This is a genomic window from Pseudomonas sp. BIGb0381 (assembly GCF_024809815.1).
Taxonomy (GTDB): Bacteria; Pseudomonadota; Gammaproteobacteria; order Pseudomonadales; family Pseudomonadaceae; genus Aquipseudomonas.
Genome location: NZ_JANUEN010000001.1, coordinates 469,332 through 485,655, shown reverse-complemented (window position 1 = coordinate 485,655; position 16,324 = coordinate 469,332). Strand labels below are relative to the sequence as shown.

At 61.5% G+C, this 16,324-nt stretch carries 12 protein-coding genes; 8 read left to right on the top strand and 4 right to left on the bottom strand.

Annotation, left to right across the window (positions count from 1 at the left end; translation table 11 throughout):
• Positions 1-178 precede the first annotated feature (178 nt).
• Positions 179-1,096: a transcriptional regulator MetR gene (metR, locus tag M2397_RS02270; RefSeq protein ID WP_053133526.1), complete on the top strand. Its 918-nt coding sequence runs from the start codon at positions 179-181 to the stop codon at positions 1,094-1,096.
• Between the two features lie 17 nt (positions 1,097-1,113).
• Here metR and M2397_RS02265 read toward each other — a convergent pair whose 3' ends face one another.
• From M2397_RS02265 to M2397_RS02255, 3 genes are read right to left on the bottom strand one after another with little or no spacing between them, the layout of a single operon-like run.
• A complete protein-coding gene (locus M2397_RS02265; protein WP_167654805.1) occupies positions 1,114-1,620 on the bottom strand; it encodes a GNAT family N-acetyltransferase in 507 nt (168 codons plus the stop codon).
• A 5-nt stretch (positions 1,621-1,625) separates the two neighbouring features.
• The gene (locus M2397_RS02260) at positions 1,626-2,039 is read right to left on the bottom strand and encodes an NUDIX domain-containing protein (protein WP_131697398.1); all 414 of its coding nucleotides are present in this window, start codon (positions 2,037-2,039) and stop codon (positions 1,626-1,628) included.
• Positions 2,040-2,071: 32 nt separating this feature from the next.
• On the bottom strand, positions 2,072-3,388 hold the full coding sequence (locus M2397_RS02255; RefSeq protein ID WP_145335160.1) for an HD domain-containing phosphohydrolase: 1,317 nt from the start codon (positions 3,386-3,388) through the stop codon (positions 2,072-2,074).
• A gap of 255 nt (positions 3,389-3,643) precedes the next feature.
• Between M2397_RS02255 and M2397_RS02250 the strand changes: the two genes are divergently transcribed.
• From M2397_RS02250 to M2397_RS02235, 4 genes are all read left to right on the top strand, one after another.
• Positions 3,644-5,518, top strand: coding sequence for a bifunctional diguanylate cyclase/phosphodiesterase (locus M2397_RS02250; protein WP_259242205.1), 1,875 nt, complete (start codon positions 3,644-3,646; stop codon positions 5,516-5,518).
• An 85-nt stretch (positions 5,519-5,603) separates the two neighbouring features.
• Entirely contained in the window at positions 5,604-6,512 is a 909-nt protein-coding gene (locus tag M2397_RS02245; protein WP_405046404.1) for a cytochrome-c peroxidase, read from the top strand.
• Positions 6,513-6,522: 10 nt separating this feature from the next.
• Complete coding sequence (locus tag M2397_RS02240) at positions 6,523-8,337, top strand: DAHL domain-containing protein (RefSeq protein WP_184744525.1); 1,815 nt, start codon at positions 6,523-6,525, stop codon at positions 8,335-8,337.
• Positions 8,334-9,713 (top strand): ATP-binding protein, encoded by a 1,380-nt coding sequence (locus M2397_RS02235; RefSeq protein WP_131697403.1) that lies wholly within the window; start codon positions 8,334-8,336, stop codon positions 9,711-9,713. Before M2397_RS02240 ends, M2397_RS02235 begins: the two co-directional genes overlap by 4 nt.
• A 158-nt stretch (positions 9,714-9,871) precedes the next feature.
• Here the strand turns inward: M2397_RS02235 and M2397_RS02230 are convergent, their stop codons facing one another.
• Positions 9,872-10,399: a hypothetical protein gene (locus M2397_RS02230; protein WP_145335163.1), complete on the bottom strand. Its 528-nt coding sequence runs from the start codon at positions 10,397-10,399 to the stop codon at positions 9,872-9,874.
• A gap of 320 nt (positions 10,400-10,719) precedes the next feature.
• On the opposite strand from M2397_RS02230, the gene M2397_RS02225 reads away from it, so the two are divergent.
• The 3 genes from M2397_RS02225 to M2397_RS02215 all read left to right on the top strand — a co-directional run bounded on the left by M2397_RS02225 (position 10,720) and on the right by M2397_RS02215 (position 16,313).
• Entirely contained in the window at positions 10,720-12,351 is a 1,632-nt protein-coding gene (locus M2397_RS02225) for a glucan biosynthesis protein (RefSeq protein WP_131697405.1), read from the top strand.
• A 14-nt stretch (positions 12,352-12,365) separates the two neighbouring features.
• The gene (locus M2397_RS02220) at positions 12,366-14,612 is read left to right on the top strand and encodes a glycoside hydrolase family 3 N-terminal domain-containing protein (RefSeq protein ID WP_259242203.1); all 2,247 of its coding nucleotides are present in this window, start codon (positions 12,366-12,368) and stop codon (positions 14,610-14,612) included.
• A gap of 81 nt (positions 14,613-14,693) precedes the next feature.
• The gene (locus M2397_RS02215; RefSeq protein WP_167654799.1) at positions 14,694-16,313 is read left to right on the top strand and encodes an FMN-binding glutamate synthase family protein; all 1,620 of its coding nucleotides are present in this window, start codon (positions 14,694-14,696) and stop codon (positions 16,311-16,313) included.
• Positions 16,314-16,324 lie beyond the last annotated feature (11 nt).

The following is a 16,324-nucleotide window of genomic DNA, read 5'->3' as shown; positions in this document are numbered from 1 at the left end:
AACACCGAAACGCAGAACCCCAGTAGAGCGCGAGTCTGATGAAGTTTGTTCAAGCGCGCTGCCACAGTTCCATGACAGTTTGATGAAGAGTGCCCGGCGGTCCTGGTCGACACGCGTTGCAACATGAGACAAACTCACGCTATCCCGCTTCGTCACAAATTGTCTTCATGGAGAGCCCGTGCTCGAGATCCGCCACCTCAAGACCCTGCACGCCTTGCGCGAAGCCGACAGCCTGGTGGAGGCCGCCGAGCGCCTGCACCTGACGCAGTCGGCGCTGTCCCACCAGTTCAAGGAGCTGGAAGAACGCCTGGGCATGCCGCTGTTCGTGCGCAAAACCAAGCCGGTACGCTTCACCAGCGCCGGTCTGCGCCTGCTGCAATTGGCCGACGCCACCCTGCCCCTGCTGCGCGGCGCCGAGCGCGACATCGCACGCTTGGCCGGTGGCACCGCCGGGCGCTTGCACATGGCGATCGAGTGCCACAGTTGTTTCCAGTGGCTGATGCCGACCATCGACCAGTTCCGCGATGCCTGGCCGGAAGTCGAGCTGGACCTGGCGTCGGGCTTTGCGTTCGCCCCGCTGCCGGCCCTGGCCCGTGGCGACCTGGACCTGGTGGTGACCTCCGACCCGCTGGAGCTGCCGGGCATCACCTATGTGCCGCTGTTCACCTACGAAGCCATGCTCGCCGTGGCCAACCAGCACGCGCTGGCGAACAAGGCGTACATCGTGCCCGAAGACCTGCTGACCGAAACCTTGATCACCTACCCGGTGGAGCGCGACCGCCTGGACATCTTCACCCGCTTCCTGGAACCGGCCGATGTGGAACCGGCCCAGGTGCGCACCTCGGAACTCACGGTGATGATGATGCAACTGGTCGCCAGCGGCCGCGGCGTGTGCGGCATGCCCCATTGGGCGCTGCATGAATACAGCTCGCGCGGCTACGTGAAGGCCAAGCGTTTGGGCGAGAAAGGGCTGTTTGCGACGTTGTACGCGGGGATTCGTGCGGACATGCTGGATGCGCCGTACATGCGCGACTTTTTGCTGACGGCCAAGGACACGTCGTTTTCAACGCTGGATGGCGTGAGCGCGGTACGCTGAAGCAACACATCTGGAACTCAGTGAGCCGTGAGTTCGCGCCACATGTAGATTTTGTCGAAGTAGTCCACGCCCACCCGCACCGCCAACGGTTCCAGGCCGTACTGGATAAACCCGCAGCGTCGGTACAGTGCAAACGCTGCATCGTTGCCGGCAGTGACGGTCAGCTGGATCACTTTCAGACGCGGATGTCGGCGCGCTTCATCCAGCGCGGCCTCGACCAAGCGCCGACCCAAGCCTTTGTGCTGGTAAGCCGCGTTCACGTACATGCCGAACAGAGTCACCTTGTGCCGCGCCTTCTCGCGAGGCTCGAAGGCCAGGCCAACGATGCCGGCCAGCTCCCCGTCGACGTATGCGCCGAGCAAACGATCCAGCGGACTCTCCAGGCGCTTTTCCCACCAGCTCAACGGCATGGCTGCACGCTCAGCCACACTGGAAGTGAACGCCTGGGGATAGGCGCCGTAAGCTTCCAGCATCAACGCCCGATAAGCTTCGGCATCGTTGGCCCCCAGCGCACGGACGCTCATTCGCGTCAGGCCGGCGTGGTCAGTGACGCACGGTAAAACGGCAGGATCAGGTCACGGGTCAAGGGCGCCAGAACCAGGCCGCCATCACCGGCAGGGTCGATCCAGCACACCTCTTCGATTTCAGCGGCCGGGCTGACCGGACCATCGATCTGCACCTGGAACAATTCAGCGTCCACGGTGAATCCCGGTTCGTTGGCTGCGGGGGCCGAGAAGTGACCGAGGTAGACCGCGTCACCGGGCTTGATGCGCAGGTTCAGCTCTTCGTACAGCTCGCGGGCCAGGGCCTCGGCGGGCTGCTCACCGGCGTCGATCTTGCCACCGGGTTGCATAAAGGCCTGGGTGCCGCGCTTGCGTACCAGCAGGGTGTGGCCATCGCTGCCGATCAGCAGGGCAGCGGCGATACGGATAGTGCTAGGCATAAACTGAAAACCTTGAACTCAAAAAATGAAAATTAATGAAGCACCGCGTCGGTCTCGTCCGGCTCCTTGATAAACACGCTGTACTTGGCGCCTTCCATCGCCTCAAACGCAATCAGCTTGTCCACCAACGGCAGGTTCAACACCTTGCCGGCATTGAGCAGCAACATGCCGTTATCGGCGTTGAGGTTGCGCGCCAGGACCATGCCTTCTTCCAGCTCACGGGTGGTGAGCACCTTGACGGTGGGGTCGCCCAGGGTCACATCACTGAGAAACGCGGCGCAGGCCAGGATGAAGTCCTCGACCAGCTCCGGATCGTAGAGGCGCCCGGCATATTTGCGGATGTACAACAATGCCTCATCGCTGTTCATCTGCCGCTCAAGGATCAACCCCTTCTGCAACTCGATGAAGTCCACCGCCAGTTTCAGCAGGCGCGAACCAAACGGAATCGCATCGCCCTTGAGGTGGTCGGGAAAACCGCTGCCGTCCCAGCGCTCCTGGTGATGACGAATGATCCGCGCGGCATCCTTCATCGGCTCCAGGGTCATCAGCAGCGATTCGCTCTGGGCCGGATAGCCACGGTAGCGCTCGCGATCGGTGCTGTGCAGCTTGTCGGCCGGCTCGATCAACATGCTGTCGCTCCAGCTCAGCTTGCCGATGTTGTACAACGCGGCGGCCATGGCCAGGTCGCGCGAACTGGCTTCGTCCATGTACTGGGCGGCGCAGTACACGCGCACCAGTTCGATCAGCGGACGATTGGTCTGTTTGTTCTTGGGCAGGCGCAGGTTGGCCAACAACGAAAACACTTCAGTGCCGGTCACGTAGCTGCGCTTTAGCTCGTCGTAGGCAAGGTCGAGCATGTCGGCGGTTTGCTGCAACTCGGACGTGCGCGCCGCCACCCGTTTTTCGAGTGTGGCGTTGAGCACCTTGAGCTGTTCGTTCTGCTCCAGGGTCAAGCGCTCCAGGCGCTGATGATCCAGGGTCTGCTGGAGGATCAGCTTGAGTTCGTCGTCGTTCCAGGGCTTGCCGATATAGCGGTGGATCTGCCCTTCGTTGATCGCCTTGATGATCGTCGGCAGATCGGCGTAACCGGTCAACAGGATACGGCAGGTGCCGGGGTACAACCGATGGACTTCGGCCAGCAATTGCGCGCCGTCCATGCCAGGCATACGCGCATCGCTCATGATCAGGTCGATGGGCTGGGCCGCCATTATTTCCAGGGCTTGGGCACCGCTGCCGGCCAGCACCACATCGAAAGGCTGGCCACGCAGCAGCCGACGCAGGCTGTTGAGGATCGACTCTTCGTCGTCGACCAGCAAAATAGTGGGCTGTTTAGCGAGTTGTTCATCCATGCTGACTGCGCCTTCAAATTAAACAAAATTGAGCCGATTTATACACTTGTGCCATGCCGCCTCCGTCTCTGGAAGGGCAAAGCCGGTCGACGCGGTGTGTATACATGCAAAAGCCTGCACTGATTTGACGCCAACTGGCCGTCGATATCAAGGGAGCTCGACTATGCTGTCACCTTAAGTGGGCGTCTCACTCATCTTTGCAATCAGGGAAGGAATCGTTATGTCGTCGAGTCGCTTGCAGCTGTGGAGTGCGTCATGACCCCGGACTCAGGACGGGCCAATCGGCGAATTCTGATCGTCGATGACACCACATCCATCCACCAGGACTTTCGCAAGATCCTCTGCGCCGACACAGACGGCGAGGCTTCCCTGGACACCCTTGAGCAAACCCTGTTCGGCACCACGACGGTTGTGCGCCAGGCGTTTGTGCTGGACTCCGCCTACCAGGGCCAGGAAGCCCTGGATCTGGTGAATCGGGCCCTGGCAGCCAATGCGCCCTATGCCATGGCGTTCATCGACATGCGCATGCCACCTGGCTGGGACGGCCTGGAAACCATCGAGCAGTTGTGGAACGTCGATCCCAACCTGCAGATCGCCCTGTGCACCGCCTATTCCGACTATTCGTTTGAAGCGATCGAAGCGCGATTGAAGTACAACGACCAGTTGCTGATCCTGAAGAAGCCCTTCGACCACCTGGAAATCCGCCAGATGGCCAGCGCCCTGACCTGGAAATGGCAGCTCGCCCAGGATGCCGCCCTTAAGGTGATCGGGCTCGAACGCACGATTGAGGACCGCGTGCAGGAGTTGCTGAAAGTCTCGCACCTGCTGCAATACGACGCGCTCACGGAGTTGCCCAACAGCACGTTGCTGGGCGACCGCCTGACCCAGGCCATTGCCCTGGGCCGACGCCATGACACGCAACTGGCGGTGATGTTTATCGGGCTCGACCGCTTCAAGCGCATCAACAACGCCCTGGGTTATCCGGTGGGAGATGAGGTGCTCCAGCAGGTCAGCCAAAGCCTGGTGGCGGCCGTTCGGGCGTCGGACTCGGTGTTTCGCTATGGCTCGGACGAGTTTGTGATCCTGCTCAATGATGTCCAGCATCCCCAGCAAACCCAGCACATCGCCCAGAAGGTACTCAAGGCCATCAGCGTCACCCGCCATGTCGCGGGGCACGACCTGAGCGTCACCGCCAGCCTGGGCATCAGCCTCTATCCGAATGACAGCAGCACTGCGGTGGAGCTGATCAAGCACGCCGAAACCGCCATGCACACCACCAAGGAGCGTGGCCCGGACGATCTGAGTTTCTACACCGAAGACATGAACCTGCGCGCCCAGCATCAACAGAACCTGGAAAGCGCGATCCGCCAGGCCCTGGAACACGATGAGTTTGCGCTGCACTACCAGCCCAAGCTGGACCTGAAAACCGGACGGATCCTCGGCGCAGAGGCGCTGATCCGCTGGTTTCAACCGCGCTCGGGCTGGGTCCACCCGGCCGACTTCATTCCGGTGGCCGAAGACAGCGGACTGATCGTCCCCTTGACCCAGTGGGTGCTGCGCCACGCCTGCGAACAGGCACAGGCCTGGCGCACCATGGGCCTGACGCCGCTGCGCATCTCGGTGAACATCTCGGCCATCGACTTCCGCCAGCGCGAGTTTGTCGACAACCTGGCCGCCATCCTCAAGCAGACCGGCCTGCCGCCCAACCAGCTGGAGCTGGAAATCACCGAAAGCGTACTGATGCAGAATGTCGACGATACGGTCGATATTCTGAACCGGATCAAGGCCATGGGCGTGCGCCTGGCCCTGGATGATTTCGGCACCGGCTACTCCAGCCTCAGCTACCTGCGACGCTTTCCCATCGATGTGCTGAAGATCGACCAATCATTCGTGCGCGGGCTGCACGAAAATAGCCAGGACGCGCAACTGATCAGCGCTATCATCGGCATGGGCAAGAGCCTGGAGCTGAACATCATCGCCGAAGGGGTGGAGACCGTCGAACAGCTGAACTTCCTGAGAGCCCAGCACTGCGAAGAAGGCCAGGGTTTTCTGTTCAGCAAGGCCGTACCTGCGAAGGATTTCGCCCAGTTACTGCAGGTGGGCAGCCCCACACTGATGCCCGACCAATAGCCCTATGCCTGCAAGGAGTGCTCGCTTGAGCGACGTTTCAACCTACCGTTTCGGCCTCACCCTCTCGTTGGGGCTGTGCCTGGGGATGACCGTGACGGCCGCGCCGCTGGACGAAGCGCTCAAACCCATGCCGCCGCTGCCCCAACTCGACCCGGCCAAGGTCGAGCTGGGGCGCCAACTGTTCAATGAGCCGCGCCTGTCGGTCAACAACACACTGTCCTGTGCCAGCTGCCATCACCTCGAATCCGGGGGCGCCGACACGAAACCCTTCTCCCTGGGTTTCGACGGCAAGCCCGTGGAAATCAATACGCCTTCGGTATTCAACGCCAGCCTGAACTTCAAACAGTTCTGGAATGGCCGGGTGGATACCCTGGAAGCGCAGGTCGAGCAGGTGGTCATCAGCCCGGTGGAAATGGGCAGCGACTGGAAAACCGTGGTGCAGAACCTGACCGCCCTGCCCGCCTACCAGGCAGCGTTCAAACAGACCTACCCCGATGGCATCACCGCGGCCAATGTGCAAAATGCCCTGGCCACCTATGAACGCACGCTGCTGACGCCCAACTCACGGTTTGACCAGTACCTGCTGGGCAACACGGAAATCCTCACGATCCAGGAAAAGTACGGTTACCAGCGCTTCAAGGATTACGGCTGCATCGCCTGTCACCAGGGCATCAACATCGGCGGCAACATGTTCCAGAAGTTCGGCGTGATGGGCGACTACTTCAAGGCACGCGGCAACCCCGTCGAGTCGGACCTGGGGCGCTACCTGCTGACCAAGGATGAAGAAGACCGCCACGTGTTCAAGGTGCCCAGCCTGCGCAACGTCGCGGTCACGGCGCCGTATTTTCACGATGCCTCGGCCAGGACCCTGGAAGAAGCGGTTGACGTCATGTTCAAGTACCAACTGGGACGCAACCCCTCACAAGAGGATAAAGACCTGATTATCCAGTTTCTCAAGACCCTGACCGGCGAATGGTTGGGCAAGCCTTTATGAGCAGATTGTCATGACCCTCTATCGCCGCCGTGCCAGCCAGTTGGCCTTGGGGTTCATCACCCTGTTGCTGGCCTCGACGCTGATCTTCCTGTACGTCAAGTCGTCCAGCGACCAGGCGTCTTCCTACACCCACTCCCGGGACCTGATCCGGCAGCTGCAACAACTCAACGCCCAGTGGGACAGCGAAGTGCTCAAGGCCAGGATCGCCATCACCCACAATTACGACCCCCTGGTGGCGCCTCTGACAGAAATGACGCGGCTGTGGGCCGAGCTGGAAGCGCACGACTCGTACCACAGCCCGCAAGACCTGCCCGCCTGGCAAGCCAGCCGGCAGGCTTATCAAGCGGCCATCCAGGAAAAGGCCCGGCGCATCGACCAGTTCAAGTCCCACAATGCCGTGTTGCGCAACTCCCTGGCCTTCCTGCCGACCGCCGAAGACGATATCCAGGCGCAGTTCAACCAGGTGAACGACGATACAAAACCGCAACTGCAAAGCGTGGCCACCGACACCTACGACTTGCTGCTCAGCAGCCTGGAATTCGCCCTGGTCACCACCCAAGAGCGCGCCGCCGACATCCTCGTCGGCCTGGGCAAGCTGGCAGTCAACAAGGAACTGCTGCCCAGCGAGTTTCGCGCCCCGGTGGAGATCCTGAGCAATCACATCGAACTGATCCTGCGCGAGCAGCCGGTGGTGAACACCTTGCTCGAAGAGATCGCCGCCATCCCGGTTGCCGAACGCCTGGATGACCTGACCAACCACCTCAACCAGGACCAACAGGCCCTCGACCTTGTCGAACAGCAATACCACCGCTACCTGCTGGTGTTCTCGACCCTGCTGGTGGCCTTGCTGCTGTACCTGACGATTCGCTTGCTGCGCAGTTTCGCCGAGATCAACCGCGTCAATCGCGCCTTGCAGGCGGTGAACGAAACCCTGGAACAGCGCGTGGAGCGGCGCACCCAACAGCTCAAGAATGCCCAAACCGAGCTGATGGACAGCGCGCGCCAGGCCGGCATGGCAGAGATCGCCACCAACGTGCTGCACAATGTCGGCAACGTGCTTAACAGCGTGAACATCTCCGCCGACCTGGTCACACGCAAACTGCGCAGCAGCAAGGCGATGGGCCTGGGCAAAGCCATGCAGTTGATCAATGAGCGCCAGGCCGACCTGGGCACCTTTATCACCGAGGATGAAAAGGGCAAACTGCTGCCCGGCTACTTGAACCAGTTGGTGGACGCCATTGCCGTCGAGCAACAAGGCCTGATCGAGGAACTGGCGCAGTTGAGCAAAAGCGTGGACCACATCAAGGACATCGTCTCCACCCAACAATCCTATGCGGGTGCAGCCTCACTGAAGGAGCCGGTGCAGATCAGCACCTTGATGGAAGACGCCCTGCGCATGAACGCGGGGGCACTGAGCCGGCACAATGTCACGGTGGTCAAGCACTACGGGCAGGTTCCGGAAGTCCTCGGCGACAAACATCGCTTGCTGCTGATCATGGTCAACCTGATCAGCAACGCCAAGTACGCCATGTCCAACCTCACCGACCGGCCACGGCAGATGACCCTGACGGTCCAGCAGCTGGATGAAGACACTCTGCAGATCAGCGTGAAGGACGAGGGCGAAGGTATACCCGCAGAAAATATGACGCGCATCTTCACCCACGGTTTTACCACCCGCAAGGAAGGCCACGGCTTCGGCCTGCACAGCTGCGCACTGGCCGCCGTGGAAATGAATGGACGGCTCACCGCCCATAGCGACGGGCCGGGCCAAGGTGCGATATTCACCCTGACAATCCCCCTCACTCCTGCCGGAAGCCCCGTATGAACCAGCCTCCCAACCGGCGCATCCTGCTGATTGATGACACGCCGTCGATTCACGACGATTTCCGCAAGATCCTGATGCCTGCCGTTGAATCCAACCAGGTGCTGGACGACATGGAGTCGGCACTCTTCGGCGATACAGCCAAAGCCCAGGCCCAGGTGTTCGACCTGCACTCGGCCTACGGCGGCGAAGAAGGCCTGCAGTTGCTCATCACCGCCATGGCGCAACAAAAGCCCTATGCCCTGGCGTTTGTCGACATGCGTATGCCCCAAGGCTGGGACGGTGCGAAGACCATAGAAGAACTCTGGAAAGTCGCCCCCGACCTGCAAGTGGTGGTGTGCACCGCGTACTCGGACTATTCCTGGGAAGACCTGCTGGATCGCCTGCACGGTCATGATCGCTTGCTGATCCTGAAAAAGCCGTTCGACAACATCGAAGTCCAGCAGATGGCCAACACCCTGAGCAATAAATGGGACATGGCCCGTCGCGCCACCCTGCAAACCAGCCAGCTGGAACGGCAGGTGGAACAACGCACGCAAGCGCTGCAGCAGGAAATCGAAGAGCGCAAGCACCTGGAAAGCCAACTGGTGCAGTCGGAAAAACTCGCCTCGCTGGGGCAGCTCGCCGCGGGCGTGGCCCATGAGATCAACAACCCGGTAGGCTTTATCTCGTCCAACCTCAGCACGCTCGACGGCTACTTCAACCAGTTGCAACAGATGCTGGAGGCTTACCAGCAGGCCGAAGAAACCCTCGCCACGGGTGAACAGCACGCGCAGCTCAAGGCATTGCGCACCCGCCTGGAACTGGACTTTCTACAGGACGACATTCCGATATTGATCCACGAGTCCAAGGAAGGCATCGGTCGCGTGGCGCAGATCGTCAAGGACCTGAAAAACTTTTCGCGGGTGGACAACGACCAGACCTGGCAATTTGCAAACCTGCAACAAGGCATCGATTCGACACTGAACATCGTTGCCAGCGAACTCAAGTACAAGGCCGATGTGGTCAAGCACTACGCGCCGCTGCCAGAGATCGAATGCCTGGCCTCGCAGCTCAACCAGGTGGTGATGAACCTGGTGATCAATGCTGCGCAGGCCATGGGGCCGGAACGCGGCATCATCACCCTCAGCAACGGTGTGGAAGGCGAGAACGTGTGGCTGGAAGTGGCGGACAACGGCTGCGGGATTGCCCCCGAGGCGATACAGAAAATCTTCGACCCGTTTTTCACCACCAAGCCGGTGGGCGAAGGCACGGGGTTGGGGCTGTCACTCTCCTACGGCATCGTCAAGAAACACCATGGCGATATCTCTGTCAGCAGTGAGCTGGGCAAGGGGACGACGTTTCGCGTGGTATTGCCGATTCGGCAGACGACGACGTAGGACACGCCCTCCGCGAACTGAACGTAGGCCGCTTGACGCTCAGCGGCCCCGCCAGTAAGGACATCGCTCGAATGCGGGGGATCAAATCCCAGTCGGCGCTGTTTTCAGTGCTCCTGCAAGCCCGGCAGCGCAAACGAACGTGCCCCCCAGCGCCTGGGTCAGCCCAACATCGACTTGACCGACTTGGGCGTGGACTCGTTATGGGCGACCGCTTGCCCGTATCCGTTTATAACCGACAACCAATCGCCCCTCGTGGCCCCCGCAATCGCTGTGGCCAAACCCGTCTTCAGGGTTTTATCAAGGCCGCTTTTCAGCCCTTCCATCATCCCGTCTACGCTGCCATCTGACTTTTCCACCCCATGAAGCATGTTGCTCAAGCCGGGAATAAACCAGGTGTGCCGAGCAATGTCGCCACTCGCCTTTTGTATCCCGCTGCGCTCTGCGGCTTCGGGCGTCTGCGCCGATGGAGCCCGGTGAGTAGAACCCAATGACGGTGCCAGTTGCCGATCGAGCCTGGCCTTGACCAACGCGTTGTCATTGGACATGGCGGGTGCAGATTCGCGGCGTGTCGACGTATAGAGCGGCGTGCTGTCTGACGCAGAATGAGGCGCGGTAGAAGGCACCTGCGGCGGCTGGGCAAAGCGTGCCAGGAGGTCCAAAGAGGTCAGGGCAGTATTGATATTCATGGTCGGCTCACTTTGGGAAAGGTGGAGGAACTCCCGTTTAAGTGGCCAGGGACGACCTATGAGTTCCGCGCGCCAAGGCCTCTGAAATGGGCACCTGCGTGGCCAAGCCTTGGCCGCGATTTCGCAGCAGACGCAGCATGAACGATCGACCTTTGAAAAAACCTGCTCAGAGCGTTGATCTGCCTGCCCTCGCAACCTGTTATTTCTGACAGTAGACAGACCCTTTTCCCGACTCGACACTCCACACAAGCAACACGGTTGCATGCCGGTGGCGTGCTGAACGTGAGGCCCGGCCCCTCATCGTCGAAGGAAAGGACACCATGTCTACGCGCCGCGAGTTCCTCACATTCGCTTCACTGGGCGCCTTGCTCACGCCACTGGGCAGGGGCGCCCTGGCGACCGATACAACCGACCAGCCCAGCGCGTTTTCCTTCGAAGACTTGATCGAACAGGCACAAGCCGATGCCTTGAAACCCTACACCTACCCCAGCACCGCATCGGCCACGCTGCTGGCGAGACTCGACTACACCGCCCACGGCCAGATCCGCTTCAAACCCGAGCGCGCCCTGTTCGCCAAAGGCCCGGGTAAGTTCCCTGTGACGTTCTTTCACCTGGGGTCGTTTTTTCGCACGCCCGTGAGGATGTATGTCCTGGACAACGGCATCGCCCGCGAGATCGTCTACGACCCGGCGCACTTCGATATGCCAGGCGACAGCCCGGCCCATGCCTTGCCCCGTAACAGTGGGTTCGCCGGTTTCCGTATCCAGGAAAGCCGCCTGGGCGACCAGGCCAGGCTGGCGTGGCAACAGAACGACTGGGTGGCCTTTCTTGGCGCATCGTACTTCCGGGCCATCGGCGAGTTGTACCAGTACGGTCTATCGGCACGGGCGATTGCCCTGGACGTGGCACAAGCCGGCAAGGCCGAAGAGTTTCCCGACTTCACCCACATCTGGTTCGAGCCGCCAAAGCACCCACACGCAAACGCCATGACCCTCTATGCGCGGCTCGACGGTCCCAGTATCTGCGGGGCCTACCGTTTCGAGATCCACCGCACACAGGGCGTGGTCATGGACATCGACTGCACGTTTTTCCTGCGCAAGAACGTCAGCCGGCTGGGCATTGCGCCGCTGACCTCGATGTTCTGGTTCAGTGAAACCGCCAAGCGCACCGCCGCCGACTGGCGCCCCGAGGTCCACGACAGTGACGGCCTGGCGCTGTGGACCGGCAGCGGAGAACGTATCTGGCGCCCCCTGAACAACCCGCCACGCACCCTGGTTTCGGCGTTCAGCGATCGTCAACCAAAGGGCTTCGGCCTGTTACAGCGCGACCGCAATTTTGACCACTACCTCGATGGAGTGAATTACCAGCGGCGCCCCAGCTTGTGGGTCGAACCGTTGGGCGATTGGGGCGACGGCAGCGTGCAACTGATGGAAAACGGCACCGACGACGAGATCCACGACAACATCGTCGCAATGTGGGTGCCCTCGGCACCAGCCGAAGCGGGCAACCGCTATGCGCTGCGTTATCGCCTGCATTGGCTGGCCCGGGAGCCCTACGTTTCGCCACTGGCAGTGTGCGTGGCCACACGCCTGGGCAAAGGCGGCCAACCGGGCCAGCCGCGCGTTGCGGGTGTGCGTAAATTCGTGGTCGAATTCCAAGGCGCCCCCTTGGAAAAACTCGCTCCGGGGATCAAGCCCGAGGCCGTGATCAGTTGCTCCAGAGGCGAGCTCAGCCAGGCTTTTACCGAAGCGGTGCCGGACGACGTCGCCGGCCATTGGCGAGCACAGTTCGATTTGAGCGTCGACGGCAAGGACCCGGTGGAATTGCGCCTTTTCCTGCGCCTTGACGGCCAGCCGCTGTCAGAGACCTGGCTGTATCAGTACCATCCCTTCAATTCGGAATCGACGGCAATCGGTACCCCTTCAACGGCTGACACCGGCAATCGCCCGTGAGGCTCTGCAGCACATTGGCACTGTTGTACCTGGCGTTCAGTATCAGCGGCCGCGCCCTTCACGCGGGCGAGCAAGATCCCGTCGAGCGCTTGTTGCAGCAGATGACACTCGAAGAAAAAGTTGGCCAGCTCAACCAACTCGGCGTCCAGGACACGCCTACCGGCCCCGTCATTGACCAGGGCGAACTGACGCAACTGCCCATGCACACCGTTGGTTCGGTCCTCGGCGTCTACGGTTTCGAGCGGACTCGCCGGTTGCAGGAACAGGTCGTCACGCGTTCGCGCCTGCATATACCGCTGTTGTTTGCGTTCGATGTGATTCACGGTTTTCGTACCGTATTTCCCGTGCCGCTGGCAGAAGCCGCGGCCTGGGACCCCGACCTGGCACAACGGACCGCTCGCGCGGCGGCCGTTGAAGCGACGGCCAGCGGCGTGCATTGGACCTTCGCCCCGATGGTCGACATTGCCCGCGACCCGCGCTGGGGTCGCGTGGTGGAAGGTACCGGCGAAGATCCGTTCCTGGGCGCGGCGCTGGCCAGCGCTAAAGTGCTGGGATTCCATGGTCCCGGGCCTCCAGCCCCCTCATTTATGCTGGCGACCGCGAAACACTTCGTGACCTACGGCGCGGCCGAAGGCGGGCGCGACTACAACGTCGCTGACGTGTCGGAACGCACGTTGCGGGAAGTGTATTTGCCGCCTTTCCAGGCGGCTGTAGCAGCTGGCGTCGATGGGATCATGCCCGCGTTCAACGAGCTGGCCGGGACACCCCTGCACAGCAACAGCGCCTTGTTGACCGGTGTGCTGCGCAATCAGTGGCAGTTCCGTGGCCTCATTGTCAGTGACTTCAACGCCCTCTGGGAGCTGAGCCGGCACGGCATCGCCGGCGCTCCGGCCGACCGGGCAAGGCTGGCGTTCAACGCCGGCGTGGACATCGACATGGCCAGCCAGACTTACCGCCAATACCTGCCCACGCTGGTGCGCAATGACCAGGTTCCCCTGGCCGCCGTGGACGATGCGGTGCGCCGCGTACTCCAGGCCAAGCAGCGCCTGGGACTGCTTGAAGATCCCTACCGCTACAGCGACGAGGCACGGCAACAGGCCAATGTGCTGACACCGCAGCACCGGGCACTGGCGCGCGAGGCCGCGCAGAAGTCGATTGTCTTGTTGAAAAACACCGATGCCCTGCTGCCGCTGTCCAAGCACCTGCGTAACGTGCTGGTGGTCGGCAGCCTGGCCACGGATGCCGAGGCCACGATCGGCCCATGGGCCTCGGCGGGTCATCCCGAAGATTCGATCACGGTCTTGCAGGGCATACGCCGCGCTGTCGCGCCTGACACTGAGGTGGTTTACCTGCCCGGCGCTTCGCCCATCAGCAACGAGACTCAGAACCTTATCGAGCTCCAGCAGGCCGCCCGCGCTGCCGAGGTGGTGGTCGCCGTACTTGGCGAGCACGCAGATCAGAGCGGCGAAGCCCGCAGTCGCGCGAATCTGGGCTTGCCGGGTGGCCAGGAGACGCTGTTGCGTACCCTGCTGGACAGCGGCAAACCCGTGGTCATCCTGCTGATGAATGGCCGCCCGTTGGTGCTCTCGCAGACCGTGCGCCAGGCGCCGGCGCTGATGGAAACCTGGTTCCTGGGCAGTGAGATGGGCAATGCCGTGGCCGATATCCTGTTCGGTGACGTCAACCCCAGCGGCAAACTGCCGATCACGTTCCCGCGCAGCGTGGGGCAGATCCCCCTCTACTACGCGCACAAGCGCACCGGTCGTCCGCCCAGCGGCGATGAGAGGTATGTCTCCGGCTACATCGATGAGCACTGGGCGCCGCTGTACCCCTTCGGCTTCGGCCTCAGCTACACCTCGTTCAGCTACTCCCCGCCGCGGCTCAGCGCACAGCGGCTGGCGTCCACCCAAGCGCTGGCCGTAACGGTCACCGTCACCAATACCGGAGCGCGCTCAGGCGACGAAATCGTGCAGTTGTACCTGCGCGATGATGTCGCCAGCGTGACCCGCCCGGTTCGCCAATTACGCGGCTTTCGCAAAGTGCACTTGGCGCCCGGCGAGGCTCGGGACCTGACCTTTACCCTTGATCAAGAGGACTTCGCCCTGCTGGACCGCGATTTTTCGCCGGTGGTTGAGGCCGGCACGTTCACCGTCTTCGTCGGGGCAGATTCGACCACCGAAAACCAGGCCCGGTTTGAACTGACCGATAGCCGCGCATTGTCTATTTCGGGCCAGTCTGTCCCATCACGGGGATCAAACTGAGCACACCTGCAGGTTGTCTGGCGTTTCGTTACTGGCGCAGAATGCCGGATCGACCTGAGAGTCCGAACCCAAGGAAACCGTATGAGCCTGTCCTTGCTAAGCCGTTACGCCTTCTTTGCCGTGTGCGTCATTTTCACCCTCGCCAGCCTACCCTTTATCCAACACGAATGGCTGTGGCCCATCACCCTGGTCACCGGTGTGTTGAGCCTGATCGGTATTTTCGACCTGTTGCAAAGCCCCCACGCGGTGCGCCGCAACTACCCGATCCTGGGCAATATCCGTTACCTGGTAGAAGCCATCCGCCCGGAAATCCGCCAGTACCTGCTGGAGTCCGACAGCGACGCCCTGCCCTTCTCGCGCTCGCAACGCTCGCTGGTGTATTCGCGCGCCAAGAACGAAACGGCCGACAAACCCTTCGGCACCCTAATCGATGTGTACCAACTGGGTTTCGAATTTATCGGCCACTCCATGCGCCCCGCGCCGCTGAGCGACCCCAGTGCCTTTCGCGTGATGGTCGGTGGTCCGCAATGCACGCAGCCGTATTCGGCGTCGGTGTTCAATATCTCGGCGATGAGCTTTGGCTCGTTGAGCGCCAATGCGATCCGCGCACTCAACCAGGGCGCCAAGCTCGGCAATTTCGCCCATGACACCGGCGAAGGCAGCATCAGCCCCTATCACCGCGAAAACGGCGGCGACCTGACCTGGGAATTGGGCAGCGGCTACTTCGGCTGCCGCACCAGCGACGGCCGCTTCGACCCGGAGCGCTTTGCGGTGCAGGCGCAAAACCCGCAGGTGCGCATGATCGAAATCAAGATGAGCCAGGGCGCAAAACCCGGCCACGGCGGCATCCTGCCCAAGCACAAGGTGACTAAAGAGATTGCCGAAACGCGCGGCATCATGATGGGCGAAGACTGCATCTCGCCGTCGCGTCACAGCGCCTTCTCTACCCCTGTCGAGTTGATGCAGTTCATCGCGCAACTGCGCGAACTGTCCGGCGGCAAGCCGGTGGGCTTCAAGTTCTGCCTGGGCCACCCGTGGGAGTTCATGGGCATTGCCAAGGCCATGCTCGAAACCGGCATCCTCCCGGACTTTATCGTGGTGGACGGCAAGGAAGGCGGTACTGGCGCGGCGCCCGTGGAGTTCACCGACCATATCGGCGTGCCGCTGCGCGAAGGCCTGTTGTTCGTGCACAACACCCTGGTGGGCCTGAACCTGCGCGACAAGATCAAGCTCGGTGCCAGCGGCAAGATCGTCAGCGCCTTCGACATCGCCAGCGTGCTGGCCATCGGCGCCGACTGGGCCAACTCGGCGCGTGGCTTCATGTTCGCCATCGGCTGCATTCAGTCCCAAAGCTGTCACACCAACAAATGCCCGACCGGCGTCGCCACCCAGGACCCATTGCGCCAACGCGCCCTGGTGGTACCGGACAAGGCCCAGCGCGTGTTCAACTTCCACCGCAACACCCTCAAGGCCCTGGCCGAGATGCTCGCGGCGGCAGGTTTGGACCATCCGTCGCAGCTGTCGGCCAAACACTTGGTACGGCGCATGTCGGCGACCGAGATCAAGCTGTTCTCGCAGTTGCATGTGTTCCTCAAGCCTGGCGAATTGCTCACCGGCGAGGTCACTGGCGAGTTTTATTCACGCATGTGGCAAATGGCGCGGGCGGACAGTTTTGAGCCCCATGAAGTCGACGCTGCTTAAAGGACCCAGAT

What these genes read in the sequence shown, in the direction of transcription:
- M2397_RS02265 (WP_167654805.1), bottom strand. Translation starts at nt 1,620, where the DNA reads ATGAGCGTCCGTGCGCTGGGGGCCAACGATGCCGAAGCTTATCGGGCG.
- M2397_RS02260 (WP_131697398.1), bottom strand. Translation starts at nt 2,039, where the DNA reads ATGCCTAGCACTATCCGTATCGCCGCTGCCCTGCTGATCGGCAGCGAT.
- M2397_RS02255 (WP_145335160.1), bottom strand. Translation starts at nt 3,388, where the DNA reads ATGGATGAACAACTCGCTAAACAGCCCACTATTTTGCTGGTCGACGAC.
- M2397_RS02250 (WP_259242205.1), top strand. Translation starts at nt 3,644, where the DNA reads ATGACCCCGGACTCAGGACGGGCCAATCGGCGAATTCTGATCGTCGAT.
- M2397_RS02245 (WP_405046404.1), top strand. Translation starts at nt 5,604, where the DNA reads ATGACCGTGACGGCCGCGCCGCTGGACGAAGCGCTCAAACCCATGCCG.
- M2397_RS02240 (WP_184744525.1), top strand. Translation starts at nt 6,523, where the DNA reads ATGACCCTCTATCGCCGCCGTGCCAGCCAGTTGGCCTTGGGGTTCATC.
- M2397_RS02235 (WP_131697403.1), top strand. Translation starts at nt 8,334, where the DNA reads ATGAACCAGCCTCCCAACCGGCGCATCCTGCTGATTGATGACACGCCG.
- M2397_RS02230 (WP_145335163.1), bottom strand. Translation starts at nt 10,399, where the DNA reads ATGAATATCAATACTGCCCTGACCTCTTTGGACCTCCTGGCACGCTTT.
- M2397_RS02225 (WP_131697405.1), top strand. Translation starts at nt 10,720, where the DNA reads ATGTCTACGCGCCGCGAGTTCCTCACATTCGCTTCACTGGGCGCCTTG.
- M2397_RS02215 (WP_167654799.1), top strand. Translation starts at nt 14,694, where the DNA reads ATGAGCCTGTCCTTGCTAAGCCGTTACGCCTTCTTTGCCGTGTGCGTC.